The sequence below is a fragment of the Microbacterium sp. LWH13-1.2 genome, from assembly GCF_038397735.1.
GTDB lineage: Bacteria > Actinomycetota > Actinomycetes > Actinomycetales > Microbacteriaceae > Microbacterium.
In genome coordinates this window covers 2,270,226-2,296,140 of the sequence record NZ_CP151635.1, presented here as the reverse complement: position 1 = coordinate 2,296,140, position 25,915 = coordinate 2,270,226, and the positions used below count along the sequence as shown (strand labels likewise).

At 67.5% G+C, this 25,915-nt stretch carries 26 protein-coding genes and 1 tRNA gene; 23 read left to right on the top strand and 4 right to left on the bottom strand.

From position 1 onward, the window contains the following. Window positions 1-30: 30 nt before the first annotated feature. Both rplJ and rplL read left to right on the top strand, forming a co-directional pair. Window positions 31-519, top strand: coding sequence for a 50S ribosomal protein L10 (rplJ, locus tag MRBLWH13_RS11015; protein ID WP_053097428.1), 489 nt, complete (start codon window positions 31-33; stop codon window positions 517-519). A 50-nt stretch (window positions 520-569) separates the two neighbouring features. After that, window positions 570-953 carry a 50S ribosomal protein L7/L12 gene (gene rplL, locus MRBLWH13_RS11010; RefSeq protein ID WP_056514013.1) on the top strand — a complete coding sequence of 128 codons (384 nt, stop codon included), beginning with the start codon at window positions 570-572 and terminating at the stop codon, window positions 951-953. 112 nt (window positions 954-1,065) lie between these two features. Here rplL and MRBLWH13_RS11005 read toward each other — a convergent pair whose 3' ends face one another. Then, window positions 1,066-2,070: a LacI family DNA-binding transcriptional regulator gene (locus MRBLWH13_RS11005; protein WP_341955090.1), complete on the bottom strand. Its 1,005-nt coding sequence runs from the start codon at window positions 2,068-2,070 to the stop codon at window positions 1,066-1,068. 281 nt (window positions 2,071-2,351) lie between these two features. Between MRBLWH13_RS11005 and MRBLWH13_RS11000 the strand changes: the two genes are divergently transcribed. From MRBLWH13_RS11000 to MRBLWH13_RS10965, 8 genes are all read left to right on the top strand, one after another. Further along, window positions 2,352-3,668 (top strand): extracellular solute-binding protein, encoded by a 1,317-nt coding sequence (locus MRBLWH13_RS11000; RefSeq protein WP_341955089.1) that lies wholly within the window; start codon window positions 2,352-2,354, stop codon window positions 3,666-3,668. Between the two features lie 101 nt (window positions 3,669-3,769). After that, window positions 3,770-4,909 carry a sugar ABC transporter permease gene (locus MRBLWH13_RS10995; RefSeq protein ID WP_341955088.1) on the top strand — a complete coding sequence of 380 codons (1,140 nt, stop codon included), beginning with the start codon at window positions 3,770-3,772 and terminating at the stop codon, window positions 4,907-4,909. Next, window positions 4,909-5,874, top strand: a complete 966-nt coding sequence (locus tag MRBLWH13_RS10990; RefSeq protein ID WP_341955087.1) for a carbohydrate ABC transporter permease — start codon at window positions 4,909-4,911, stop codon at window positions 5,872-5,874. Before MRBLWH13_RS10995 ends, MRBLWH13_RS10990 begins: the two co-directional genes overlap by 1 nt. An 89-nt stretch (window positions 5,875-5,963) precedes the next feature. After that, window positions 5,964-7,340, top strand: coding sequence for a cystathionine beta-synthase (locus MRBLWH13_RS10985; RefSeq protein WP_341955086.1), 1,377 nt, complete (start codon window positions 5,964-5,966; stop codon window positions 7,338-7,340). Window positions 7,341-7,417: 77 nt separating this feature from the next. Beyond that, a complete protein-coding gene (locus MRBLWH13_RS10980) occupies window positions 7,418-8,569 on the top strand; it encodes a cystathionine gamma-synthase (RefSeq protein ID WP_341955085.1) in 1,152 nt (383 codons plus the stop codon). Window positions 8,570-8,669: 100 nt separating this feature from the next. Next, window positions 8,670-10,181, top strand: coding sequence for a multidrug effflux MFS transporter (locus tag MRBLWH13_RS10975; RefSeq protein ID WP_341958290.1), 1,512 nt, complete (start codon window positions 8,670-8,672; stop codon window positions 10,179-10,181). Window positions 10,182-10,211: 30 nt separating this feature from the next. After that, a complete protein-coding gene (locus MRBLWH13_RS10970) occupies window positions 10,212-10,847 on the top strand; it encodes a phosphatase PAP2 family protein (protein ID WP_341955084.1) in 636 nt (211 codons plus the stop codon). A 30-nt stretch (window positions 10,848-10,877) separates the two neighbouring features. Then, complete coding sequence (locus MRBLWH13_RS10965) at window positions 10,878-11,477, top strand: GNAT family N-acetyltransferase (RefSeq protein ID WP_341955083.1); 600 nt, start codon at window positions 10,878-10,880, stop codon at window positions 11,475-11,477. Between the two features lie 134 nt (window positions 11,478-11,611). Here MRBLWH13_RS10965 and MRBLWH13_RS10960 read toward each other — a convergent pair. Further along, a tRNA-Ser gene (locus MRBLWH13_RS10960) sits at window positions 11,612-11,696 on the bottom strand. Window positions 11,697-11,916: 220 nt separating this feature from the next. Between MRBLWH13_RS10960 and MRBLWH13_RS10955 the strand changes: the two genes are divergently transcribed. From MRBLWH13_RS10955 to MRBLWH13_RS10895, 13 genes are all read left to right on the top strand, one after another. Further along, the gene (locus tag MRBLWH13_RS10955; protein ID WP_341955082.1) at window positions 11,917-12,819 is read left to right on the top strand and encodes a hypothetical protein; all 903 of its coding nucleotides are present in this window, start codon (window positions 11,917-11,919) and stop codon (window positions 12,817-12,819) included. Next, on the top strand, window positions 12,819-13,868 hold the full coding sequence (gene mpaB, locus MRBLWH13_RS10950; protein WP_341955081.1) for a daptide biosynthesis RiPP recognition protein: 1,050 nt from the start codon (window positions 12,819-12,821) through the stop codon (window positions 13,866-13,868). Before MRBLWH13_RS10955 ends, mpaB begins: the two co-directional genes overlap by 1 nt. Next, the gene (mpaD, locus tag MRBLWH13_RS10945; RefSeq protein WP_341955080.1) at window positions 13,865-15,130 is read left to right on the top strand and encodes a daptide-type RiPP biosynthesis aminotransferase; all 1,266 of its coding nucleotides are present in this window, start codon (window positions 13,865-13,867) and stop codon (window positions 15,128-15,130) included. Before mpaB ends, mpaD begins: the two co-directional genes overlap by 4 nt. After that, window positions 15,120-16,310, top strand: coding sequence for a daptide-type RiPP biosynthesis dehydogenase (mpaC, locus tag MRBLWH13_RS10940; protein ID WP_341955079.1), 1,191 nt, complete (start codon window positions 15,120-15,122; stop codon window positions 16,308-16,310). The genes mpaD and mpaC overlap by 11 nt, the downstream gene beginning before the upstream one ends. Beyond that, on the top strand, window positions 16,307-16,441 hold the full coding sequence (gene mpaA1 / locus MRBLWH13_RS10935) for an MpaA1 family daptide-type RiPP (protein ID WP_341955078.1): 135 nt from the start codon (window positions 16,307-16,309) through the stop codon (window positions 16,439-16,441). Before mpaC ends, mpaA1 begins: the two co-directional genes overlap by 4 nt. Window positions 16,442-16,478: 37 nt before the next feature. Continuing rightward, window positions 16,479-16,604, top strand: a complete 126-nt coding sequence (gene mpaA2, locus MRBLWH13_RS10930; protein ID WP_311244573.1) for an MpaA2 family daptide-type RiPP — start codon at window positions 16,479-16,481, stop codon at window positions 16,602-16,604. A 36-nt stretch (window positions 16,605-16,640) separates the two neighbouring features. After that, entirely contained in the window at window positions 16,641-16,760 is a 120-nt protein-coding gene (gene mpaA3, locus MRBLWH13_RS10925) for an MpaA3 family daptide-type RiPP (RefSeq protein ID WP_311244572.1), read from the top strand. Between the two features lie 66 nt (window positions 16,761-16,826). Then, on the top strand, window positions 16,827-17,654 hold the full coding sequence (gene mpaM / locus MRBLWH13_RS10920) for a daptide-type RiPP biosynthesis methyltransferase (RefSeq protein ID WP_341955077.1): 828 nt from the start codon (window positions 16,827-16,829) through the stop codon (window positions 17,652-17,654). Continuing rightward, a complete protein-coding gene (gene mpaP / locus MRBLWH13_RS10915) occupies window positions 17,641-19,326 on the top strand; it encodes a daptide biosynthesis intramembrane metalloprotease (protein ID WP_341955076.1) in 1,686 nt (561 codons plus the stop codon). Before mpaM ends, mpaP begins: the two co-directional genes overlap by 14 nt. Window positions 19,327-19,328: 2 nt before the next feature. Further along, window positions 19,329-20,045 (top strand): ATP-binding cassette domain-containing protein, encoded by a 717-nt coding sequence (locus MRBLWH13_RS10910; protein WP_341955075.1) that lies wholly within the window; start codon window positions 19,329-19,331, stop codon window positions 20,043-20,045. Beyond that, window positions 20,042-20,770, top strand: coding sequence for an ABC transporter permease (locus MRBLWH13_RS10905; RefSeq protein ID WP_341955074.1), 729 nt, complete (start codon window positions 20,042-20,044; stop codon window positions 20,768-20,770). The genes MRBLWH13_RS10910 and MRBLWH13_RS10905 overlap by 4 nt, the downstream gene beginning before the upstream one ends. Continuing rightward, window positions 20,767-21,501 (top strand): hypothetical protein, encoded by a 735-nt coding sequence (locus MRBLWH13_RS10900; RefSeq protein WP_341955073.1) that lies wholly within the window; start codon window positions 20,767-20,769, stop codon window positions 21,499-21,501. The genes MRBLWH13_RS10905 and MRBLWH13_RS10900 overlap by 4 nt, the downstream gene beginning before the upstream one ends. A gap of 55 nt (window positions 21,502-21,556) precedes the next feature. Continuing rightward, window positions 21,557-22,447 carry a rhodanese-related sulfurtransferase gene (locus tag MRBLWH13_RS10895; protein ID WP_341955072.1) on the top strand — a complete coding sequence of 297 codons (891 nt, stop codon included), beginning with the start codon at window positions 21,557-21,559 and terminating at the stop codon, window positions 22,445-22,447. A 4-nt stretch (window positions 22,448-22,451) separates the two neighbouring features. On the opposite strand, the gene MRBLWH13_RS10890 is transcribed toward MRBLWH13_RS10895, so the two are convergent. Further along, a complete protein-coding gene (locus MRBLWH13_RS10890; protein ID WP_341955071.1) occupies window positions 22,452-24,707 on the bottom strand; it encodes a DUF3488 and transglutaminase-like domain-containing protein in 2,256 nt (751 codons plus the stop codon). Then, entirely contained in the window at window positions 24,694-25,908 is a 1,215-nt protein-coding gene (locus MRBLWH13_RS10885; protein WP_341955070.1) for a DUF58 domain-containing protein, read from the bottom strand. The genes MRBLWH13_RS10890 and MRBLWH13_RS10885 overlap by 14 nt, the downstream gene beginning before the upstream one ends. Between the last annotated feature and the right edge of the window lie 7 nt (window positions 25,909-25,915).

Here is a 25,915-nt window from a genome sequence, read left to right as displayed (position 1 = left end):
GAGGCACCTCGTACACACCAAGGAGTGACCATGGCGCAGAAGGATGCATCGGTCGCCGAGCTCACGAAGTCATTCGAGAACTCGACTGCCGTTCTGCTGACCGAGTACCGCGGTCTGACGGTTGCCCAGCTCAAGGAGCTGCGCAACAGCATCCGTCAGGACGCTGAGTACGCCGTGGTGAAGAACACGCTGACCAAGATCGCCGCCAACAAGGCTGGCATCACCGCGCTGGACGACGACCTCAAGGGTCCGTCGGCCGTCGCGTTCGTGCACGGTGACTTCGTCGCCACTGCCAAGGCTCTTCGTGACTTCGCCAAGGCCAACCCGCTTCTCGTGATCAAGTCCGGCATCTTCGAGGGCAACGCCCTCTCTGCCGACGAGGTCAACAAGTACGCCGCGCTCGAGAGCCGTGAGGTTCTGCTGGCGAAGGCTGCGGGCATGATGAAGGCCACGATGGGCAAGGCTGCCGCCACCATCGATGCTCTTCGCGAAAAGCTGGAGACCGCCGAGGCCGCGTAAGCGACCTGACGTTCTCGTTCAACAAAACCCATCTATCTAGGAGATACATCATGGCTAAGCTCACCACTGAGGAGCTGCTCGAGCAGTTCGCAGGCCTGACCCTCATCGAGCTCAACGACTTCGTCAAGGCGTTCGAGGAGAAGTTCGAGGTCACCGCTGCTGCCCCCGTCGCCGTCGCAGGTGCCGCCGGTGCCGGCGCAGGTGCCGAGGCCGAGGAAGAGAAGGACTCCTTCGACGTCATCCTCGAGGCTGCTGGCGACAAGAAGATCCAGGTCATCAAGACCGTCCGCGAGCTCACCTCGCTGGGTCTCGGCGAGGCCAAGGCTGTCGTCGACGGTGCTCCCAAGGCCGTGCTCGAGGGCGCGAACAAGGAAGCAGCCGAGAAGGCCAAGGCTGCCCTCGAAGAGGCAGGCGCCACGGTTACCCTCAAGTAATCCGTTCCAGGTCGCGGCCCAGCGCCTCGCCCTGGAAGCGTCTGAACGCTTCACGAAAGCCCCGGGTCCGCCCGGGGCTTTCGTGCGTCTGGGCCCATGCCGCGAACGACGCTCAGCGTCGACCGGCGGTGGAGCTGCGCACGACCAGAGCGGACGCCGTGACGGTGCGCTCGCGCGGGGAGTCCGGGTGGTCGATCTGCTGCTGCAGCAGCCGCACCGCCTCGTGACCCTGTTCGCGCGGGGACTGCTTGATGGTCGTGAGTGCGAACATCTCGGCGTGCTGATGGTCGTCGACGCCGACGATGCTCAGCTCGGTGGGCACCGCGATCCCCAGCCGCCGTGCGGCGATCATCGCTCCGATCGCGGCCTCGTCGCACACGCCGATGATCGCGGTCGGGCGCCCCCGGCGGTCGCCGAGCAGCTCGACAGCGGCGGCGTACCCACCCGGCATGGTCGGGGGAGAGTCCGCGATCCGCGCGACCGCCTCGAGTCCGGCCGCGGCCAGAGCCTCGAGATATCCCTCGACGCGCTGGGCGTCGCCGAAGCTGAGATCGTCGGGGTCGGCGGACCCGCCGACGAAGGCGATGTCGGTGTGCCCCAGTTCGATCAGATGCTCTGTGGCGATGCGCGCGGCGGCGATGTCGTCGATCGACACGGCACTCGATCCTTCGCTGTAGGGCCCGACGCTGACGAGCGGTCGCTCCGAGCGGTGCAGACGCTCGAGCTCCTGCGCGCTCGGCTGGATGCCGACCGCGATGATCCCGTCGAAGCGTCGACCGGGAAGCACTGCGTCGAACAGACGCTCACGCGTGTCGGTCCCCTCGCGGATGCCGTACAGGGCGAGCTCGTAGTCGAGCGCGAACAGCGATTCCTGGATGCCGGCCAGCAGCTCGGAGAAGAACCAGCGGTCGACGGGGGGCATGATCACCCCGACTGTCTGGGTGCGTCCGGTCGCGAGGCTGGTGGCGGAGGAATGCGCAACGTACGTCAGTTCGTCTGCGGCATCCGTCACCCTCTTGCGGGTGCTCTCTGAGACGTATCCGCGACCGCTGAGCGCCCGACTCGCCGTCGCCTTGGACACGCCTGCACGCGCCGCGACGTCCGCGATCGTGCTCATCGGTCCTCCTCGACCATGCGTGCGGCGCCCAGCCCCTCCTGCGCACCGATGTCAGCGTAGCCCGTGTCCACGTCGAAAGGAACCGGTTCCACAGGATTCGTGAGGGAGCGCTCCCATGAGGGAGATCGCGGGCTGCAGGAAAGGTTGCCGTGTTGTGATCCTGGCTTATTGTGCCGCGGCATCCGACCCCGGTAGGTTGTCCTGGAATCGGTTCCCGATTCTGCGCCGAGGGGCGGCGCAGAATACGCGGGGGACCGTGAAACTCGAAGAGGAGAATTCACATGGGTCTGTCACAGCGTTCGCGGCGTTACGCGCCGATCGCCCTGCTGGGAGTGGCGGGCATCGCGCTCGCCGGTTGTGGTGCTCCCGGCGGTGCGCCCGACGGCGGCGGCGGCGACAGCGGCGGCAACACGGTCACGATCTACGGCACGATCGTCGACGCCGAAGCGGAACTGCTGCAGGAGTCCTGGGCCGACTGGGCCGAGGAGAACGACATCGAGATCAAGTACGAGGGCAGCCAGGACTTCGAGACGCAGCTCGGCACCCGCGCACAGGGCGGAAACCCGCCGGACATCGCGATCTTCCCGCAGCCCGGCCTGTTCGCCGACTTCGCCAACCGCGACTTCCTGAAGCCCGCGCCGGAAGAGGTCGAGAAGAACGCCAACGAGTACTGGACCGAGGACTGGGTGAACTACGGCACCGTCGACGGCACCTTCTACGGTGCTCCGCTGATGGCCAACGTCAAGGGCTGGATCTGGTACTCGCCGGCGAAGTTCGCCGAGTGGGGCGTCGAGGTCCCGACCACGCTCGATGAGCTCACCGCTCTCACCGAGACGATCCAGGGGGCCACCGGCACGCCGGCATGGTGCGCAGGATTCGAGTCCGGAACGGCGACCGGCTGGCCCGGCACCGACTGGATCGAGGACTACGTGCTCCGTCAGGCCGGCCCTGACGTCTACGACCAGTGGGTCACGAACGAGATCCCGTTCACCGACCCGCAGATCAAGACGGCGTTCGACTCGGTGGGCGAGGTCCTGCTCAACCCGGCCAACGTCAACGCCGGCTTCGGCGACGTCCGCTCGATCAACTCGACCGCGTTCGGCGATGTCGCCCCGGCTCTGGCATCCGGCAGCTGCGCGCTGACCCACCAGGCGTCGTTCCTCTCGGGCTTCTACCCCGAGGGCACCACGATCGCCGAGGACGGCGACATCTGGGCGTTCATGCTCCCGGGCGAGTCCGCTGACGACAAGGCCGTCACCGGTGCCGGTGAGATCGTCGGAGCGTTCAGCGACTCCGAGGCGACGCAGAAGGTGCTCGCGTACCTGTCGAGCCCCGAGTGGGCCAACAGCCGAGTGAGCCTGGGTGGCGTCACCTCGGCCAACAACGGCCTCGACCCGGCCAACGCCAAGGACCCGATCCTGCAGGAGACCATCAAGATCCTCCAGGACAAGGACACGACGTTCCGCTTCGACGCCTCCGACCTGATGCCCGGTGCCGTCGGCGCCGGAACCTTCTGGAAGGGCATGGTCGCGTGGGTCAACGGCTCCTCGACCGATGAGGTCCTGACGCAGATCGAGACGGGCTGGCCGTCCAGCTGACCGGATGAGGAGGGCCGCCCGGTCGGGCGGCCCTCCTTCTCACACGGTTCGCGCACCGCCGCGCGAACTGCAGATCCATAACGCGTCATGAAGGGGATTCCGTGAACGCGACCAGTTTCTTCCAGTGGATCGGTACGCTCCCGCCGATCCTGCAGGCCGTCGTCGTGGTCATCGCATTCGCGGTGGTCGTGGCCGTCATCCTGCTTCTCGTGGACGTCGCTCCACGCAAGGGAAAGATCTACACCTGGGTGCGCCTGGCCATGTGCCTGCTCATCCCTCTCGCAGTGATGTTCTTCTTCAGCTCCTATTACTGGGCGATGGGAGTCGCCGTCGTCGTCGGCGCTCTGTTCTTCTTCCTGGACTACAGATCCCGCGACGGCGCGGGGTACCTGATCCAACTCGTCGCCTTCATGGCCCCGGCGCTGCTCCTGCTGCTCGTCGGGCTCATCCTGCCGTCGATCCAGACGATGTACTCCTCCTTCTGGAACTCATCGGGCAAGGAGTTCGTGGGCTTCGCGAACTACCTGTGGATCTTCACTCAGTCCGACGGCATCACCTCGGTCGTCAACTCGATCATCTGGGTGCTGCTCGTGCCCACGGTGTCGACCATGGTCGGCCTCGCCTACGCGGTCTTCATCGACCGCACCCGCGGCGAGAAGATCTACAAGGTTCTCGTGTTCATGCCGATGGCGATCTCGTTCGTCGGTGCCAGCATCATCTGGCGCTTCATGTACGAGTACCGCGGGCCGGAGTTCAAGCAGATCGGCCTGCTCAACCAGATCCTGGTCTGGTTCGGGGGCGAGCCCCAGCAGTGGCTGCTCAACGAGCCGTGGAACAACCTGTTCCTCATCGTCGTGCTGATCTGGGTGCAGACGGGTTTCGCGATGGTCGTGCTCTCGGCATCCATCAAGGGCGTTCCCGCCGAGCTGCTCGAAGCCGCTGAGCTCGACGGCGCGAATGCCTGGGAACGCTTCTGGGCCGTGACCGTCCCGTCGATCCGGCCGGCGCTGATCGTCGTGCTCACCACGATCTCGATCGCCTCGCTGAAGGTCTTCGACATCGTTCGCACCATGACAGCCGGCAACTACGGCACCTCCGTGCTCGCGAACGAGATGTACACGCAGTTCTCGAAGTTCGAGGCCGGACGCAGTGCCGCACTGTCGGTCATCCTGTTCATCCTCGTGCTGCCGATCGTCATCTACAACGCGCGACAGATCAAGAAGCAGCGGGAGGTGCGCTGATGAGCGACACGCTGAAGACCCAGACCGGCGCGACCAGCACACGAGCGATCACCACCGGAGGCGGCCTCGATGCCGCAGCCGGGCGTGCGCGCAAGAAGCTGTCGCGTCCGTGGGCATCCGTCGGATCGATCCTGATCGCGGTGCTGTGGACGATCCCGACGCTCGGCCTGTTCATCTCGTCGTTCCGTCCGCGCGATCAGATCCAGTCCAGCGGGTGGTGGGAGTTCTTCGCCAACCCGCAGGTGACCCTCGAGAACTACGTCGACGTGCTGCAGTCCGGAACGACCCAGCTGACGATCCTCGAATCGTTCGTCAACTCGATCGCGATCACGATTCCCGCGACCGTCATCCCGTTGATGATCGCCTCGATGGCCGCCTACGCGTTCGCCTGGATCGACTTCAAGGGACGCAACGCGCTGTTCATCTTCGTGTTCGCGCTCCAGATCGTGCCCATCCAGATGGCCCTCGTGCCGCTGTTGTCATCGTTCTCCCGCGGCATCAATCTCTTCGGACTGCAGGTCACCCTGCCGCTGGACGCATCGTCGGGGTACGCACAGGTGTGGATCGCGCACTCGATGTTCGCGCTGCCGCTGGCGATCTATCTGCTGCACAACTTCATGTCGGAGATCCCCGGCGAGATCATCGAGGCCGCACGTGTCGACGGTGCATCGCGTGGACAGATCTTCTTCCGGGTCGTGCTGCCGCTGACGATGCCGGCCATCGCCTCGGTCGCGATCTTCCAGTTCCTCTGGGTCTGGAACGACCTGCTCGTCGCCCTCGTGTTCGCCGACGGAGCAGCTGCTCCGATCACGAAGCTGTTGGCGGAGATCACGGGAACCCGAGGGAACGACTGGTACCTGCTCACCGCAGGCGCCTTCGTGTCGATCATCATCCCGCTGATCGTGTTCTTCTCGCTCCAGCGATACTTCGTGCGAGGACTCCTGGCGGGTTCGACGAAGGGCTGATCGCCTCTCTCAGAACTGCGGAACACACGATGCCGCGACCGGGTGCAACACAACCCCGGTCGCGGCATCGTCGCACGTACGCTGTGAACATGAAGTACGCAGACTCCATCGTCGACCTCGTCGGCAACACGCCCCTCGTGAAGCTCCAGCACGTCACCGAGGGTGTGGAGTGCACCGTGCTCGTGAAGCTCGAATACCTCAACCCCGGCGGATCCGCGAAGGATCGCATCGCCTCGCGGATCATCGACGCGGCCGAGGCCTCGGGCGACCTGCGGCCCGGAGGCACGATCGTCGAGCCGACGAGCGGCAACACCGGGGTGGGCCTGGCGCTCGTCGCGCAGCAGCGCGGGTACAAATGCGTCTTCGTGCTGCCGGACAAGGTCGGTGAGGACAAGATCGACGTCCTTCGCGCCTACGGTGCCGAGGTCGTCGTCACACCGACCTCGGTCGCGGCAGACAGCCCCGAGTCGTACTACAGCGTGAGCGATCGCCTCGCCCGCGAGATCCCCGGCGCGTTCAAGCCGAATCAGTACGAGAACCCGAACGGCCCTCGCAGCCACTACGAGACCACCGGTCCCGAGATCTGGCGTGACACCGACGGCGCGGTCACGCACTTCGTCGCGGGTGTCGGCACCGGCGGCACGATCACGGGCACGGGACGGTACCTGCGCGAGGTCTCGGACGATCGCGTGCGCATCGTCGGGATCGATCCCGAGGGCAGCGTCTACAGCGGCGGCACCGGACGGCCGTACCTGGTCGAGGGGGTCGGAGAGGACATCTGGCCCGGCGCCTACGACCCGAAGATCCCGCACGAGATCGTCGCGGTCGGCGACGCAGAATCGTTCGCGATGACCCGGCGGCTCGCGCGGGAAGAAGGCATCCTCGTCGGCGGATCGAGCGGCATGGCCGTGGTCGGCGCGCTGCGCGTGGCCCGGGAGCTTCCGGCGGATGCCGTCATGGTGGTGCTGCTCCCCGACGGCGGGCGCGGCTACCTGAGCAAGATCTTCAACGACGGGTGGATGCGCTCCTACGGGTTCAGCGAGGTGGAGGAGGGCGAGACGGTCGCCGATGTGCTGGCTGCGCGCTCGTCGCGCCTCGGCGACGGCATCCCGGCGCTCGTGCATGCGCACCCGACCGACACCGTGCTCGAGGCCATCGGCATGATGACCGAGTACGACGTGTCGCAGCTCGTGGTCCTCAGCGCCGAGCCCCCGGTGATGATGGGCGAGGTCGTCGGCACCGTCGATGAGAAGGGCCTGCTCGACCTGCTGTTCCGGGGCGACGCGAAGCCGGCGGACGCCGTGGGCGATCACGTGGGGGAGCGGCTGCCGCTCATCGGCATCCATGCTCCTCTCGCGCAGGCGAGGTCGGCGCTCGCCGACGTCGACGCCCTGCTCGTGACCTCCGACGGCAAGCCGCACACGGTGCTCACGCGCCAGGACCTGCTCTCGTACATCTCACGCTGACGCCGCACGGACGTCGTGCTGACGCCGGGCGTAACAGGGCCGGATGTCGGTGTCGGGGTCGACGTAGGCTGAGAGACATGTCCGAGCATGCTTTCGCCACCCGAGCCATCCACGCAGGTCAGGCGCCTGACCCGACCACGGGGTCGATCATCCCGCCGATCTATCAGGCCTCCACGCATGTGCAGGACGGCATCGGGGGATTCCGCGACGGATACGAGTACAACCGTGCGGGCAACCCGACGCGCTCGTCGCTCGAGACGCAGCTCGCCGCTCTCGAAGGAGGGGCGAGCGCGCTGTCGTTCGCCTCGGGCCTCGCGGCGGAAGACGCGCTGCTGCGCGGCATCCTCAAGCCCGGCGACCATATCGTGCTCGGCAACGACGTCTACGGCGGCACGTACCGTCTGCTCACCAAGGTGCTCGCGCCGTGGGGCATCGAGACCACCACGGTCGAGCTGTCGGATTCCGACGCGCTGCGCGCGGCGATCCGCCCCGAGACGAAGATCGTCTGGGTCGAGACCCCCAGCAACCCGCTGCTGAAGATCGTCGACATCGCGCTCATCGCCGAGATCGCGCACGCATCCGGGGCGATCGCGGTCGTCGACAACACGTTCGCATCGCCCGCGCTGCAGCAGCCCCTCTCGCTCGGGGCCGATCTGGTCGTGCACTCCACTACGAAGTACCTCGGCGGGCACTCGGATGTGCTGGGCGGCGCCGTGGTCTTCGGTGACGACCGCTTCTTCGAGCAGATCAAGTTCCAGCAGTTCGCCGTCGGCGCGGTCTCGGCTCCGCTCGACGCGTGGCTCACGACGCGTGGCATCAAGACTCTCGCCGTGCGGGTTCGTCAGCACTCCGAGAACGCGCAGGCGATCGCCGAGTGGGCGGCCGCCCGCCCCGAGTTCGAGACCGTCTACTACCCGGGTCTCGCCTCGCACCCGGGCCACGACATCGCTGCTCGCCAGATGAGCGGCTTCGGCGGGATGCTCTCACTCGGCCTGTCCGCGGGAGCTGCGGCCGCGAAGGCCTTCGCCGAGTCGACCGAGCTCTTCCAGCTCGCCGAGTCGCTCGGCGGGGTCGAGTCCCTCATCGGATACCCGCCGGACATGACTCACGCCTCGGTGCGCGGCACCGAGCTCGCCGTGCCCGAGAACGTCGTGCGCCTCTCGGTGGGCATCGAGGGCGTCGACGACCTGATCGCCGACCTCGAGCGGGGGCTCGCGCGGCTCCGCTGACTCCGCCGGACACCGTCTGCCCGCAGGCCGCACAGACGCCTGCTCAGAAGACGGATGGATGCCGAGACCGCGCGTTTCGGCATCCATCCGTCTTTTCGGCATGAAGGTGCATCCGTCGGGATGTGCCGGTGCACGCCTGAGCTGTAACATGGAGACTTCGCCCGAATCGAATCGTTTCGAGATCTCATCGACGATTCGGCCGCTCTCGCGACTCGACCTCATCCCCTCGAACTCCGGAAGGACCGTCGTGCCCGACGCTCCACGCACTGACTCCATCCCGACGACCTCCGCCACCGAGCGCACGGCCACCGGCAGCATCCGCATCCCGTCGTCCACGGGCGCGATCCGCACCCTCGGATCGAACCCCGCCACGGCGCCGATCATGCTGCACCCCGGCGACTCGATCTCGAACGGCCGCCGCGCGCTGTACATCGTGCTGCTCGGTGCGCTCACCGCGCTCGGCCCGTTCACGATCGACCTCTACCTGCCGGCATTCCCCGTGCTCGAGCAGGACTTCGAGACCACGGCCGCGGCCATCCAGCTCACCCTCACCGGCACCATGATCGGCTTCGCGCTCGGGCAGCTCGTGGTGGGTCCGCTCAGCGACAAGGTCGGACGCCGCATCCCTCTGATCGCCGTGACCGCGCTGCACGTGCTGGCCAGTGCCGCGGCGGCCTACGCCCCGACCCTGCCCCTGCTCAGCGGCGCTCGCGTTCTCATGGGTGTCGGTGCCGCTGCCGGTGGCGTCGTCGCGATGGCGATCGTGCGCGACCTGTTCGGCGGACGCCGCCTGGTCGTGATGCTGTCGCGCCTCGCCCTGGTGTCGGGCGTGGCGCCGGTCATCGCGCCCCTGATCGGCTCGTGGCTGCTCACCCTCATGCCCTGGCGGGGGATCTTCGTCGTGCTCGCGCTCTACGGCGTGGTGATGCTCGTATCGGCCATCGTCTTCATCCCCGAGACGCTCCCCATCGCCCGGCGGCAGGAGAAGGGCGGCGCGACCGTCCTGCAGCGCTACCGCTCGGTGTTCTCCGACCGGGTCTTCATCGGTGTGCTGATCATCGGCGGCATGACCTTCTCGGGTCTGTTCTCGTATCTCTCCGCCTCGCCGTTCCTGTTCCAGCAGACGCACGGACTGGATGCCCAGCAGTACGGCCTCCTGTTCGCGGTGAACTCCCTCGGTGTCGTCGCCGGTGTGCAGACCGCTTCGCGCCTCGCGGCGCGCTTCGGTCCTCAGTGGGTCATGGCCTACTCGACCGCGGTGCTGCTGCTCGCGGGAGCGGCGATCATCGTCACGGACCAGCTGGGCCTCGGCCTCTGGGGCACGGTCGTCCCGCTGTTCGTCTTCATGACGGCCTGCGGCTTCACGTTCCCGAACGTGCAGGTGCTCGCGCTCGACAGGCACGGCAAAGCGGCAGGCACCGCGGCGTCCGTCATCGGAGCCACCAACTTCGGTGTTGCGGGGCTGATCTCGCCGGTCGTCGGCTGGGTCTCCCAGGGGGCGGGAATCACCGCGACGACCATGGCCTCGGTCATGGTCGGATGCGCGGCGATCGGCGTTCTGTCGCTGTGGCTGATCGTGCGCCCCCGGACTGTCGGCATGCTGGCTCCCTGATATTCAGCATCCACCGGGCAGAATGGTTCGATGAGACGACGAACGCTGCTGTGGTGGGGAATAGGGATGCTCGTCGCGGCGACGCTCCTCGGAGCGGCGATCGTGTTCGGGTACACCGAGCCTCCGGGGTTCGACACCTGGTGGAACGAGACGATCAGCACGTACCGCGCTGAGTGGATGCTGTCGTTCGCGCTGATCCTCAACGACATCGGCGGCGGGTGGGTGGCCATCCTCCTCGTGCCGCTCCTGATGATCATCGCGCTGCTGCTCGCTCGGCGATGGCGTGCTGCGGTGTTCGCCGCCGCGGCGTTCCTCGCCAGTGCCGGAGCGGTGCAGCTGCTCAAGCAGCTGTTCGGACGTGCGCGCCCGGAGGACATGATCGTGGTGAGCGATTACGGCTCGTTCCCCTCGGGTCATACGGCCAACGCGGCGACGATCGCTGTCGTGCTGTGGCTCGTGTTCCCGCGCGTGTGGACGGCGATCCTCGGAATCCTGTGGGTCCTCGCGATGGCCATCTCCCGCACGCTGCTCTCGGTCCACTGGGCCACGGACACTCTGGGCGGTGCACTCGTCGGGGCCGGGGTGGTGCTCGTGCTGGGCTCCGTGATGCTGCCATGGGTGCAGTCGGCGTCGCGCCGAGCGGAGGCATCCGCGCCGATAGGCTGACGGGACACCCCCACTCACCGAGGAGCCGTCGTGTCTCGCATCCGCCCGTATCGTCCGTCCGACCGCGCAGCCCTGTACGAGGTGTGCACGAGGACCGCGGACGCCGGCGCTGACGCGACCGGGATCTTCTCGGACGATTCCCTCTGGGGTGACCTCTTCGCGGTGCCCTATGCCGAACGGCATCCGGACCTCGCGTGGGTGGTCGAGACCGACGACGAACGCGTGATCGGCTACATCGTCGCGACCGACGACACGGAGGCTTTCGCCACCTGGTTCCGCGACGAGTGGTGGCCGACGCTGCAGGAGCGGTATCCGCGTGCGGCCGAGCCGAAGACCCGCGAAGAGCGGATGATCGAGCACGGCTTCAGCCAGGCGCCTGGACGGAACGCGAATGCCGCGGAGTACCCGGCGCACCTGCACATCGACCTGCTGCCCGAGACACAGGGGCAGGGCCTCGGACGCGCGCTCATCGAGACGCTGTTCGCCGAGCTCAGACGCCGCGGAGTGCGCGGACTGCACCTGGGCATGGACCCGAAGAACACGGGTGCCGCCGCGTTCTACGAGCGGCTCGGCATGACGCCGCTGCCGGCCGAGCCGGGCGGGCAGAGCTACGGGGTGCGGTTCAGCTAGACCTCGTCGGCTGCGGGCTGGCGGTGACGGCGGGACTCCGGTGCTCGCTGCGCTCGCTCCTCCCCGAATCCCACGATGCTCGACAAAAAGCATGAAGGGCCCCCGCTGGCGCGGAGACCCTTCATGCTTTTCGGCGGTGACGGCGGGATTCGAACCCGCGGTTGCTTGCACAACACACGCTTTCCAAGCGTGCTCCTTCGGCCGCTCGGACACGTCACCAAGGAACAACCTGAACAGTCTATCCGATCGCGCGGACCGCCTACGACCAGCCGTCAAGGAGTCGCCACTCGCGGCAGCCAGGGCCGAGATTCCGTCGCACCGGTATGCGATCCTCGGTGACCTTGCGGGGCTCATCACCAGGTATCTACCTTCATAAGAAGACGTTATGCAGTCATACGTGAGCATGACTGCCCCTGGCGGACGATCTTCGGAGGAACTGATGACCACGGTCGATATGGCGATCTCGCCCAGCACCGCTCTGCGCACAGCACTGCGCATGGCGCACTCGAGGGCGCTGGCCGACCTCGGGCTCGACGCGATCGGGCGGGTCCGCTTCGGATGGCGCGATCGTTCGATCGGATCAGCCGTCGAGCATGCAGGATCGCGACAGTGGCTTCGCGTGGTGTGGGCGCGCCGCGAGCAGGCGCAGGGGGACTGGTGGACCGGCAATCGAGACGCGACGTCGATCCGGGGCGTGGCCAAGCCGCGGGTGCTGGATGCGCGTGCGTGGGAAGAAGGCCCGCTGGTCTATCGCGCCGAGCTCATGAGCCTCCTGCCGGGCAGGGCCTGCGCATCGACGGCGGTCCTCGAACGGAACCCCGGTCTCGACGACGGGTGGTGGGACGAGCTCGAGCGCAGTCTCAGAGCTCTCGCTGAGACATCCACCGAGCGGCGAGTCCTGGACCCCGAAACCATGCGTCGACGAATCACGGTGTTCTTCGGGATCGATCTGGACATCGACCCCCGCGAGTGGCTGCCCGCACACGGTGACCTGCACTGGAACAATCTTCACCGCGAGCCGTTCGCGATCGCCGACTGGGAGGCCTGGGGCCTCGCGCCACGCGGCTATGACGCGGCCTTCCTGCTCGGCCACTCGCTCGCGGTACGTCACGCCGCCGACCAGGTGGCACGACGCTTTCGCGGCGATCTCGAGTCCGACGGCGGCGTCATCTCGCAGCTCTACGTGATGACGAAGCTGCTCACTCGCGCGGATGCGGGCGAGCACACGGAACTCGTCCCGTTCATCCACCGGCACGTCGGGCAGCTGCTCGGCACCAGGATGCCGCGCCCGCGGAGGCGGCCGGGTCTCGACACCTCAACGGCTCAAGACGAGGGTCTCTGATGGGGCGCGAGAGGGCACGCACCGGATCTGATCTCATCGGAGCACGAGCACTGCGTGAGTGGATCACGGGAGAACCGGAGGCATTCTCGCGCGTCTTCATGGTCGAGAGCGGCGCAAGCCCGACTGTCGTCGCCGATGTCGCGGGCGACGATGACGCGGTTCTTCTGGCCGTCGACAGCGGGCCGTGGGGCGGCCGCGCGCTTTCCTTCCGCTACAGCGGAGCGCTGAACGAGATCGGCGACGCCCTCTTCCTCGGGGAGCGCGCCGTCGAAGTCGAAGACTACGTCGCCGCGGCATTCGTCCAGATCATCGGCCCCACCGTCGTCGGCCTCTTCGACGAACCGAGCGCGCAGGCTTTTCTCGACGATGCGGCACTCGCACGACGCACAGGAGTGTTCCCGTCGGCTCTGATCGATCAGCGCGTGCTGCTCGCGAATCGGCGTGCACTGGTCGGTCCGACGGGACTCGGGACTCCGAGCGCCATCAGGCTGAGCGCGGACGGCACAGTCAGCATCGGCGTGCGGGGCGAACCCCTTGGCGGCGTCGACGAACTGAGAGAGCTGCTGACGGTCCCGATGCCGCGTGCGGCGATGCTCGGAGCTGCGACGAGCGGCTCGGCGGGCCCCTCAGACTTCACCTGCCGCGAACGGATCGGGCGCTACCTCAACGCGACAGACCTCATGAAGACGATGCGCCTGGCGAACGGTGCCGCGAAGATCGCGGGATTCGGCTGGTGCCCCGGTGAAGATGGCCGTGCGGATGCCGAACCTCGAATGAGGGATCCGTTCCTTCTCGATACGGCAGACGGCTTCGTGCTCGCCGACCTCACCACCCTGCGGCGCCGGCTTCTGTCTCCGACGACCGCCACCGTGGTCACTGTGGTCCAGACCTCGACGACAGCCGAGCTCGCGGCCGATCGTGTCTCCCGCGAACTCGACATCGATACGGTTGATGCGCGTGGGCTGTGCCTCGGAGCGGTCGATGCACTCGACATCCACCTCGGCATGCCGAGTGACGCGGCGTGCGCCGCACACGGCGCCCGAACGTGAACTCTCCGCATGCACTGTGGCCCTCGATGCTTCCGGCAGACGCCACCTTCACACCGGATCGGGTCGCGGTCGGTGCTGTCGGCAACCGCATCGAGTTCGCAGACGGATCCACACGTCTCTGCGCGACGAGCGGGCTGTGGAACGTCCCTCTCGGTTTCGGCAACCCGGCGGTGACCGAAGCGGTGGACCGAGCGATGCACGACGCTTCCTACCTGTCCCTCTTCCGCGCGCCGCATCGATATGCCGAAGACGCGGCCGACGCGCTCATCGAGCTCGCGAACCCGCGCCGGTACAGGCGCGTCATCTTCTCGACCTCGGGCGGAGCGGCGAACGACGCCGCGATGAAGTTGGCGCGACAGTACTGGTCTCACCAAGGAGCGGAGTCGCGCTCTCTCGTCGTCGGGCTGACGGGCAGTTATCACGGCACCATGTACGGCAGCCACGCGTTGAGTGGCGACGATCTTCTTCAATCCGTCTATTCCGTCGACCGCAGGTCGGTGAGGCACGTGTCCTACGACGACGACGGAGAGCAACTCGAGGCGCTGTTGAGTCGCGAAGGGCACCGAGTGGCATCGGTGGTCGTCGAACCCGTCCTGGGCAGCGGCGCACATGCACTCTCGGAGACGTTCGTCTCGCGGCTGCTCGCGTTGCGCGAGCACTACGGGTTCCTTGTCGTCGCCGACGAGGTGGCGACCGGATTCGGCCGCACCGGACGCATGTTCTCCACCGACGGATGGGGCGCCGCACCCGACGTGCTGATCCTGTCGAAAGCCTTGACGAACGGCGCGGCGGGAGCGGCCGCGATTCTCGTCGGGCCCCGTGTCTCGTCAGCGTTCGTGCGTGGCGGTTGGACGTTCGTCCACGGTGAGACGCAGGCAGGTACTCCGGCGTGCGCGGCGGCTGTCACCGCAGTGATCGACGAGCTGCACCGCATCGATGTGAACCCGACCACCGCAGCGCTCGGGCGCGAGCTATCACGCCTGGCGGCGACCCTGAAGTCTGACGGACTGATCGCCGACGTGACGGGCGCCGGTTGCTTCCTGGGGCTCGCCCTGCGTGACAGCGACGCGAGCCCGCTGTCGGGAGCGGAGGTGCTTCGAGTCGTCTCCGAGATCGCGGATCACGGAGTGCTGGTGCAGCCGGGCCCCAGTGCGATCGCGTTGATCCCGGCGTACGGATTCACCTCGACCGAGCTTCTCGAGACGGATTCGGCAGTGCGCGCCGGGTTGACACAGATGCGGGAGCGTCGACATGAGCGCTGAGCTCGCGGCACGGGTTCCGACGCTCTGGCACGGTCAGGGGATCACGAGGCGGATGACCGATCGGCTCACCGCTGGCCGGGAGGCACTCGCGATCATGGACTCGTCGACTCCCACACCTGTTCTCTCGGGGAGTCCTCCCATGACGATCGTGGTCGACGCTCGTTCTGTGAGCATCGCCTCTGTCGTCTCCATCGCGGAGCAGATCGCTCGTCGGAAGCCGCGCGTGATCATCGCGGTGGGCGGGGGAAGCATCCTCGACGCCAGCAAGATCGCCGCGCTCGTGCTTTCTCCCGGGCGGACGTTCGACTTCGCGATCGAACGCGCGGCGACGTCGGCACTGACCTTCTTGCCCGATGCGCCGCCGCCTGTGGAAGTCATCGCGGTGCCGACGACATTGGGCACCTCGTCGGAGACGAACAGCGTCGGCATCCTGACGAACGAGAGTGGCCACCGGCTCATCATCGGCGGCTCGTTGAGGCCGCGCCACGCCATCATCGATGCGCGCAACCTGATGACCCTTTCGCCGGTGGCCGTCCGAGAGGGTGCGATGGAGGCGTTCCTCCGTCTGGCCGGAGCCTCGACGAGCCCGCGGAGGACCATCAGGGCGAAATGCGATGCGATCACGCTCGGCAGCGCGCTTCTCGCCACGGCGAGCCGGGGCGACACCTCTCCGGGGTCACGACTGCGCCTCGCGCGTCTGAGCGCAGCGACCCAGCGAACGGCGGCGTTGCGGGGGAGCGACCCCTACAGCGCCCGTCACTGGTACATCGCGAACGAGGTGTCCTTCGCGCTGGAAGTGCGCAAGATGGCCGCAACGGCGGCGATCATCGCTGCCGTCTGGCGTCGGATCTGCTCGGGAGACCGGCGCTGGGGAGATCGACGGAGCCTCGAAGAGTTCTGGTCGACGGCAGCGAGTGGGCTCGCGCTTCCGCTCGACCCGCCGTCGGGCATCGCCGCCCTCATCGATCGTTGGCAGATCCCGACTCCGCCACGCCCGACTCCTCGGTCCATCGCGCGCATCGCCGCTGTCACAGAGAGAGCCTGGGCGAATCGCCACCCGATGCTCGCGGGTCTCGTCGCAGCGGACTTCTCCGATCTTCTCCGTGACTCGTCATGGAGCTCTCAGCCGTTCGGTCATCCCGACCGATCGTCCAAGTTGCGGAAGGAGGTGAATCAATGACCGAAAGTGCCGGACCACAGCTTCAGTTCCAGGAGCTGGAGGCGATGGATGCCCCCAGTTGGGACAGCTTCTACAAGGGCGTACTCGGCGCGTTGGTGCTGATCGGCATCGGCGCGGCTGCAGCGACGTGATCGCGAGCAGACCAGGAGAAACGGGAGGGAGGTGAGCATGCGATCAGCAACACCGACGCTCGAGTTCCAAGAACTCGAGTCCATGGAAGCGCTCGATGACGCCCTCGATTTCACGCGTGGATTCGCTGTGGGAGTGATCATCGGCATCTTCGCCCTGACATAGAGGCACCTTCGCAAGGTGCCTTCACGGAGGTATGACATGCAGACGGATTCGCTCGAGTTCCTCGAACTCGAACAGATCGATGCCCCACTCGAGTGGTGGGAGCACGCGAGCTACATCATCGCCATCATCGGCAGTGCGGCAGCGATCGCAACCTGATCAAGGGGTGCGGGTGGGTGATGACACACCCGCACCCTGATGCTCTTGGCAGAGAGGTAATGCAATATGTCGAGTCTGATCACCGAGGCCGTATCGGCGAGATTCGAAATGGTCGGAGCGGTACCGAAGGAACAGGACCTCTACACCGGCGACGGTGCCGAGTTCTACGACAGGCTGGTGGGGTCTGACCGTGCGGAGATCAGAGAGATGCTGGCGCTCGCGCGAGGCGTCGAAGGGCCGATTCTCGACATCGGCGCCGGGAGCGGGCGGCTGACCATACCTCTGGTGAGATCGGGCAGAAGGGTGACGGCGTTAGACCTCTCCGACGACATGCTCTCGCGCCTTCGCCGTGCGGTGCCTGACCATCCGATGCTCGAGTGCGTCGTCGGCGACATGCGCGACTTCGCGCTGGGCCGGCGGTTCGACCTCGTGATCATAGGCGCGACATCCATCACTCTGCTCGACAGGGTGGGCAGATCACGCTTCTACGCGAACGTGCGACGCCACCTCGCCGCTCGAGGTGTTCTCGCCATGACCGTTGCAGGCGGTGGCTCTGCCGCGAGCCTCTCGACGTCGACGGATCGGGTGGTCACGATACCCGGGCCCGACGGGGAGGAGATCTACCTCTTCTCGCAGCAGATGGAGGAGGGCGGCGCCGAGCGCGTGGTCAATTGGGTTCGTGTCGCCGACCTGACGGAAGGCAGCGAGGCGACGGTGCTCACGAGCCGCCTGCGAGTGCTCGGGCATGACACGCTCGCACGAGAACTCATCGACGCGGGCTTCGCTGCTCCTGTCATCTCTCCGGTCAGGACGACGGGGCATGACGAGATCCTCCTGCTCACGACGACGTGGGCGGGGACGTCGGACGCCGGGGGCCGCGATGCGTCCGAATAGCCTCACCCACCGACGGGATTCCTCGACGTCGGTCGTCCTCAACGCCGATGAATGCCCGCGTCTCGCGCCCGGGGTCTCCTTCGAGCAAGCCGCCGACGCCGGACCCTGGATCGCGATGCTCGACGGGGTGCCTTCCTCGAGGGTCTCCGAGGCGACCATCGAGCTGTTGAAAGCGATGGACGGAGAGACGCCGATTCGCGACCTGCGCCTGCGCTTCGCCGCCGCCGAGTCGTCGGAGGGCTTTCTGCGCCTGGTCCAGCGCTTCCAGGCCGGTGGGCTCCTCGGAGGCGAGGCGAAGCCCCCACCCGGCAGAATCGTCTATCGACCCCCGTTCACGCTGCAGTTCGCGACGCTTCGCGCGCCCGTCATCTTCGACCGTCTGGCTCGGCTGATCGTCCCGCTCCCCCTCCGCGCCTCGACGCTCTTCGTCGCGGTCCTGGTCTGCTCCGGAATTCTCGCGGCAGCGCATCAGGCTGAGGAGCTGCACGAGGTGCTCACCACGCCGGTGCCGCTCGTCGGCTTCATCTCATTGCTCGCAGTGCTCTCGCTGCTGACCGCCCTCCACGAGAGCGCCCATGGGATAACGCTCACCAGGTTCGGCGGCCGACCGCGCCGTGCAGGATTCATGCTGTTCTATCTCAGCCCCGCGTTCTTCGTCGATGTGACCGACGGGTGGCGACTCTCCGATCGCCGCCATCGCGTGGCCGTGGCCCTGGCGGGACCGGCTGTGCACGCCTCCGTGAGCGCGATCGCGCTCATCGTCGCGCTCATGCTGCCACCCTCCATGCTTCGCCGGACCGTGCTGCTTCTCGCTGTCTCCTGCGCCGCCATCGTCCTCATCAACCTCATCCCGTTCGTGAGATTCGACGGATACATCGCGCTCATGTGCGCTCTCGACGAACCGAACCTCAGGGCGCGGGCGATCCGCGACGGGTCGGCCTTCTTGACTCGAGCCCTGTTCGGCGGACGGCGGACGAGCAAGAGCCTCGAGCGGTGGTGGAGCGTGCCCTTCGGACTCGCGAGTCTCGCGGCCCCCGTGGTGCTGGTGGTCTTGGCGCTGTCTCGAATAGCCCGGGCGCTGGCGGGCGGGGGGCCGATCGTCGGTGTGCTCGTCGTCATGCTCGAAGCGGCGGCGCTTCTCACGGGCCTCGTGATCCTCTCTCGGGCCTTGCACAGAGTGTTGCTGTCCGGTGTCGCGGTGCTTCGATTCGTGTCGGTGATCGCAGCGACGGCCGCGGCCACAGTGATCACCGGAATCGTCATAACCGTGCCGGTGACAGCCACCTTCGGCTTCGCGGCGCAAAACGGCACCGCGGTCCTTCTGCAGGCGGGAGAGGCCGTGGAGACGGAAGTGCCGGAGGGGACCGAGGTCGTCCTGATGAGCAACGGGCTCCTCGCGAACGATCCTGTCGGCGAAGGAGTGGTCACGTCCGTGCCGCCGGAGCCGAGGAGGGTTCCCCTGGACGCGCTCCTTCCCGTGGTGGTCGACGGCGCGTCGGTGGCCGGGGTGATCGTCGCCGGAGTCGAGATGGCCTCCGAGAGAGCGAGCGTACCTGCGACGGGGCAGGCCCGAGTCCGGCTGGGAGAGAGAAACCTGTGGCAGGCGATCTGGGAGACCGGTGTGGCGCTGCCGCTGTCATCCCTCCAGAGCGGAGAGGCGAGAAAGGAATGAAGATGAACACGCACGCGATCGAGGTTCGAGGACTCACGAAGAGGTACGGAGATCGGGCCGCGGTCGAGGACCTGTCGTTCGCGGTGCCGTACGGGGCGATCGTCGGCCTCCTCGGGCCCAACGGCGCGGGCAAGTCGACGACGCTGCGAACGCTCGTCGGATTGCTGACTCCGACGAGCGGTGACGCCGTCATCGACGGCATGCCGTTCTCCGCACTCGATGACCCTGCCTCTCACGTGGGGGTCCACATGGACGGATTCGGTTTCGAGGGCGGGATCACCGCGAGGAGGCATCTGGAGATCTGCCGCCTCGCGGCCGGTGCGCCGCGTGGTCGAGTCGACGCCGTGCTCGATGAGGTGGGTCTCGCCGCAGACGCCCGTCGCCGTGTGAAGACCTTCTCCACCGGGATGGCCCAGCGCCTCGGGCTGGCCGCCGCGCTCATGGGCTCCCCGCGGACACTCATCCTCGACGAGCCCGCCAACGGGTTGGACCCCGACGGCATCCGCTGGCTGCGCCGGTTCCTCCGAGACTATGCGGAGGCCGGTGGCACGGTGCTGATCGCCAGTCATCAGCTCGCAGAGCTGGAACAGGTCGTGGATGAGGTGGTCGTCATCAAACGACGGGCGCTCTTCGCCGGGAAGCTCGGCGACCTCGTCACGGACGGTGCCGACACATTGGAAAGCAAGTATTTCGATCTGGTCGAAGGAGCGTCCTCGTGAAGGGAATCATCCACAGTGAGGTCGTCCGGGCGGTGAGCGGATCCTCCGTCCTGGCGGTCTATGTCGTCGCCGTCCTGATGCCTGCTTTCGTGCTGTTCTCGGACGGCTCGCGCTTCGACCTCGAGGGCCTCGAATCCGGCGCCGCCACCGCAGGGCTCTTGGAGCCGCTCGCCTGGTGCGCCGTCTCTGCGGCGTTCATCGGCGCGTATGGCGTGACCCGCGAGTGCTACTACGCCTCGATGGACAGGACGCTCACCGGAGTCGGCTTTCGACGCGCATTCTCGGGAAAGCTCGTCGCCGGCACTCTCATCGCGCTCGCCGTCTCGATCTGCATCTTCGTCGTCTGGACGGCCGGTGTCTCCGTCATCCTGCTGCGGAGCGGCCTCTCGCTCTCACTCACCTCGGATGCGTGGCGGATCTATGGCGGGGCACTGGTGGGGGTGGTTCTCGGCGCGCTGATCGGAGGGGCCATCGGCTGGATCGCCCGAAACTACTACGTCACGGCAGCGATCGTCCTCGTCCTCCCGATGGTGCTGGAGCTCGCTCTGTTGCGCACGGCGCCCGAGCTGGCCAGGTTCTCGCCGGGGTTGGTCCTGGCAGCCGTGAGCGTTCCCGGCTATCAGGACCGTCTGCTCGACTTCGTGCCGGCGCTCGGCATCGCAATCGCGTGGGCTGCCGGGCTGGTCGCCGTCGCGTGGTTCAGGGGCAGCAGGAGGGGCGTGTGATCGGTCGCGTCCTTCGAGCCCACGCGCGCGTCTTCGCCGGTGACGTCGTCCTTCTCTGGGTGGCGGTGGCGGGAGTCGTGATCTCGCTCTCCGTCGTGGCGAACATACCGCCGGAGCTCGCCGACGCACCGCCGGACGTCCGAGCGTCTCTCACCGCGCCGTTCGCGACGGTGCTCGCGACCTACGGTGCGGTTCTCGCGGCGGTCTACGGATCGTTCCGGTACACCGTCGATCGGCGGGACGGTGTCATCGCTCAGCGTCTGATGTCGCAGCGGCGTGGTGCGACATATCTGGCCAGGGCGTTCGGAGCAGCCGTCGGTGGTGCGATCGTCGCCCTCGCAGCAGCAGCCGCCGGTCACGCCGCCCTGCGCCTGGCCGGCGAGGGGCTTCCGTTGGACTGGTCATCGGTCGCACAGACCGGTGTGCTCGGCGCGGCATCGGGCCTCTGGGGAATGGGGCTGGGAGTCATCGTGCAGACCCATCTCGTCGCGCTCTTCGTCGTTCCGATGTCCCTCAGCGGAGCAGTGCTCCTGGCGATCGTCTGGAGAGAGGGTGCCGTCTACCTTCCGTTCCTCGCGATGCTCGAAGCCCTCCGGTTCGATCTCTCAGCGGTGGGGATCGTGCCGGATGACAGGCTCGGCGGCCCGATCGCCGCTCTGGTGGCGGTCGGCTGGGTGTTCACGGCTGTCGTGGCCGGCGGAGTCTCGTTCGTCACCCGCGATGTGACATAGAGGACTCGAGCGTGCTCCGGCGCAGGACTCCCTCAGGGCGACGTAAAATCTCCAGGTGGCAACCCCCAAGATCGTTCTCTTCTACGTGTTCACCCCGCTCGCCGACCCCGAGGCGATCCGGGTGTGGCAGCGCGACCTCGGCGAGGCGCTCGGTCTCCGGGGTCGGCTCCTGATCTCGAAAGACGGAGTCAACGGCACCCTCGGCGGTGACCTTCTGGCCCTCAAGAAGTGGGCGCGGTCCTTCCGGTCGTACGCGCCGTTCAAGAATGCCGACATCAAGTGGAGCGAGGGCAGCGGAGTCGACGCCGACGGCCGCAGCATCGACTTCCCGAAGCTCAGCGTCAAGGTGCGCGACGAGATCGTCTCGTTCGGGGCGCCGGGCGAGCTGCGCGTCGATGAGCAGGGCGTCGTCGGCGGCGGCACTCGCCTCACCCCCGAACAGCTGCACGAACTCATGGGCGAGCGGGGAGACGACGTCGTGTTCTTCGACGGACGCAATGCGCTGGAGGCGCAGATCGGCCGCTTCCGCGGAGCCGTCGTGCCCGACACCGAGACCACGCGTGACTTCGTCCAGCTGCTCGACTCCGGCGAGTACGACGATCTCAAGGGCAAGCCCGTGGTGACGTACTGCACCGGCGGCATCCGGTGCGAGGTCCTCTCGAGTCTGATGACCTCACGCGGGTTCGGCGAGGTCTACCAACTCGAGGGAGGCATCGTCCGCTACGGCGAGCAGTACGGCGATGACGGGCTCTGGGAGGGATCGCTCTACGTGTTCGACAAGCGCGGGTCCATCGACTTCTCGGATCACGCCGCCGTCATCGGCGAGTGTGTCGGATGTGGGGCGGCGACCAAGCGCACGGCGAACTGTCCCGACCTCTCCTGTCGCACGCAGTTCGTCGCGTGCGAGTCCTGCGACGCCGTGCGCTGCGCGCAGCACGCGGCCTGACACCTCAGGCGACCAGAGGCACGTCGGTCCGGCGACTCGCGAAGAGCGACCGGGGTAGAAGGAACGCCAGCACGCGCGAGCGTCCATCGACGCTCCGCCGCAGCTGGACGATCACCTCTCTCAGCGCCTCATCGAGATCGCCGGACCGATCAGGCGACGGTCGCCCGTAGCTCGATCGCTCGACGGCGTCGACCAGGGCGCGCATCGCGTCGGCATCCACGCCGTTCTCCCGGATGAGGTCGACACCGCGCATGCGCGGTGTCTCCGCATCCGAGAGCGGAAGCCGCAGATCCTGCATCGTCGCCCGCAGCTCGGTCCAGGCCGATGCCGCGTCACCGCTCTTCGCCCGACCACGCCGCGCAACGCGGATCGCGAGGCGAATCAGCGCGGGCAGCAGCAGCGCCACCAGCACACCGAGGGTCGTCAGCATGACGGGCGTCGGATCGAGACGCCGCAGCTCGCCGTTCGCACCCGCGTTGTCACCTGCGTCCTCGCGCTCGATGACCGGCCCCGAGCTCTGCTCAGCACTGGGGGCGGCGGAGGGAGCGGTCGGCGTCGATCCGCCGGATCCGCCACCCGTGGTGGAACCCGCGGCGAACGCCGTCGGAACCCCGAGAGAGGCTGTCGGCTCGAACGGCACCCAACCGACCCCGGGGAAGAGCACCTCCGGCCACGAGTGCAGCTGATCGCTCGAGACGGAGTAGACGGCCTCATCGCCACGGGTGTTGTCGGTGCGCACTCCGGGCAGGTAGCCGACGACGATGCGCACCTCCATGTCGAGGCTCTCGGCCATGAGCGCGAACGCGCCCGCGAAGTGGATGCAGTATCCCGAGCGCACCTCGAGGAACTGCGCCACCGCGTCGGCTCCGGTGCCGTCGAAGCCCTCGTCGACCGGGGTGTCGAGCGAGTACGCGAACTGACTGCGGAACCACGACTGCAGGTCGATCAGCCGGTCGTAGTCGTTGGTCGCACCCGCGGTGACCTCCGCGGCCGTCTCAGCGATCACCGCGGGCAGCTCCACGGGCTCCGCATCGGGATCGACGATCCGCTCGGCGGCCGGGATCGCCCGGATCTGCTCGAGTGTGGGCGCCACCTCGATCGACCGGACGGTGTAGTCGTTGCCGACGGCATCCGCGGTGCGGGAGGTGATGGTGCGGTTCTCCGTGCTCACGCGCCACCCCGCCGTGATGCCCTGCACGCTGGTCGCGGGGTAGGGCACCGGCAACCAGGAACTCGACATCCGGACGACGCGGATCGAGGTGTTCTGGTCGGTCGTCTCGATGTCGTCGCCCCACTCGTCCGGGCCGAAGCCGTCGCTCAGGGACTGCAGGTCGCCGCGATCCGGCTCCCACACGCGGCCGTCGAACTCCGACAGCGTCGTGAGTCGCAGGTAGGGCGCCGTATCGGCCGTCGTCGCCATCGTGAGCACCTCGACAGGGTTCGGCTGGCGAAGGTCGTCGCCGAGCCGCAGCGATGCGTCGACCGTGACGCCCACGCCTGTGCCGGCGAGGCTGGCCGACACCGGCAGGACGGGCGCGACGATGACCGTGACCGCGAGAGCGGCGACACCGACTCCCGCCGCGACCGCGGTGGACGTGCGCCGAGGCGATTCCGGGTTCTGAGCCGCGGTGTACCTCAGCAGGACGACGATCAGGATGCCGAGCATGACGAACCACACGACGTTCACACCGCCGAGCGTGACGATCATCGGCACCGACCCCACGACGGCGGTCAGCAGACTCGCCAGGATCGCGCCGCGCTGAGCGACGAGCTGATCGAGCAGGATCGCCACCACCGCGAACCCGAGGCCCATCATCGCCTCGAGTCCCGGTGACGCGGCGATCGGCGCGGACCCGAACATGACCTCCTCCCAGGCGGAGGCCGCCAGGGTCTGGAAGGTGAAGATCGTCGCGTCGGTGGGGATCACTCCGAAGACAGCGGTGTCTCCCGCCACCAGCAGCACCACGGTGCCGATCGCGACGAGGATCTGCACTCCGATGGTGGCGAGGTCCCGAGCCCAGGCCGCGCGACGGCGCATCAGCGTGCGCATCGTCATGCCGGTGAGCGCGGTGACCACGATCACGACCAGCACGGCGAACGACCAGGTCCCCGGTTCGATGACCGAGGTATACGGCCACATCGCCACGAGTCCTGCGCCCGCGGCCAGCACCGCCGGCAGGACGGTGCCGGTGGGCAGTTCGTGTTCCCGATGCCACGACAGCCGCGACGCCCTCGCGGCCTGACGGTCAGCGCGCGACATCGGCTGCTCCCCGGTGCTCGGCGGGCCCGAGCCCGACTCGGTCGGGAAGGACATCCTCCCAGGACTCGGTCACGTCATCGCCGAGGGTCGCGACCCGCCAGCCGTGCTGCTCCGCTGCCTGCACCGCCCCGGGCTGAGGGGAGGTCGCGAACAGCATCGGCGCAGCCGCGCCGGAGGGACGCAGCAGCGCGGCATCCTCTTCATCGATCTCGCCGGTGATGTAGACGAGTGGGCCGGGGGGAGTGCCGCCGACCAGGGTGGTGATGTCGCGGGCCTCGCCGCGAGGGGCGACGAGTGCGAGTGCGACGAGCAGGCCATCGCGGTCGTCCTCGTGGCCGCGGAGTGTTCCCAGAAGCGTCCCCGCGCTGTCGATCACGTCGACGCCGTACCCCTCCTGCACGAGATGCACCGCGACCGAGGCGCACATCGAGACGGCCCTCTCGAACGCGGGATCCGACTCGTCGCCGGGGCGGGACCATCGAGCCGAGCTCCGGTCGAAGATGACGAGGGCATCCGGGCTCGACTCCTCCTCTTCCTGCCGCACCATCAGCTGCCCCCGGTGCGCGGTCGCCCGCCAGTGGATGCGTCGCATGGAATCGCCCGAGATGTAGCGGCGCGGTGAGAGGTTGTCGCTGCCCTGGCCCAGGCGGCTCGACGACGTGTGCGCCGTGCCTCCGGCCGCCCCCACCTTCACGGTGAGCGGAGCGAGCGTGAACACCTCGGGTACGACCGTCACCGTGCGGGTCTCGCCGAACTCCTGTTCGCGCTGCGCGAGACCGAAGGGGTCGACGGTGCGCAGCACCAGCGGCCCGATCGGCCAGACTCCCCGGCGCACCCCGGTGATCAGGTAGGTGAGCTGGCCCGTCTCGGACGGGTACTCGCCCGCCGAGTCGCCGGACACCGCGTCGGGGAGCACGTCTCGCCACAGGCCGCGGGGAATGCGCAGTGCCCGCATCGTGAACCGCAGGGTGACTCGCGACGTCTCCGAGACGGTCAGCAGATCGGTCGAGACCTGTCGTGCGACCGAGCCCGAGCGCCGCGGCAGCCGCACCACGAGCACCGAGAACATCGTCAGCGTGAGAAGCAGAACGCCGATGTAGAGCAAGATCGGGGCGCCGAGCATGTTCGCCGTGATCAGGCATCCGAGCCCTGCGATGAGCGCACCTGTGCCTCGGAGGGTGAGGGTTCGACGACGATGCATGGCGAGG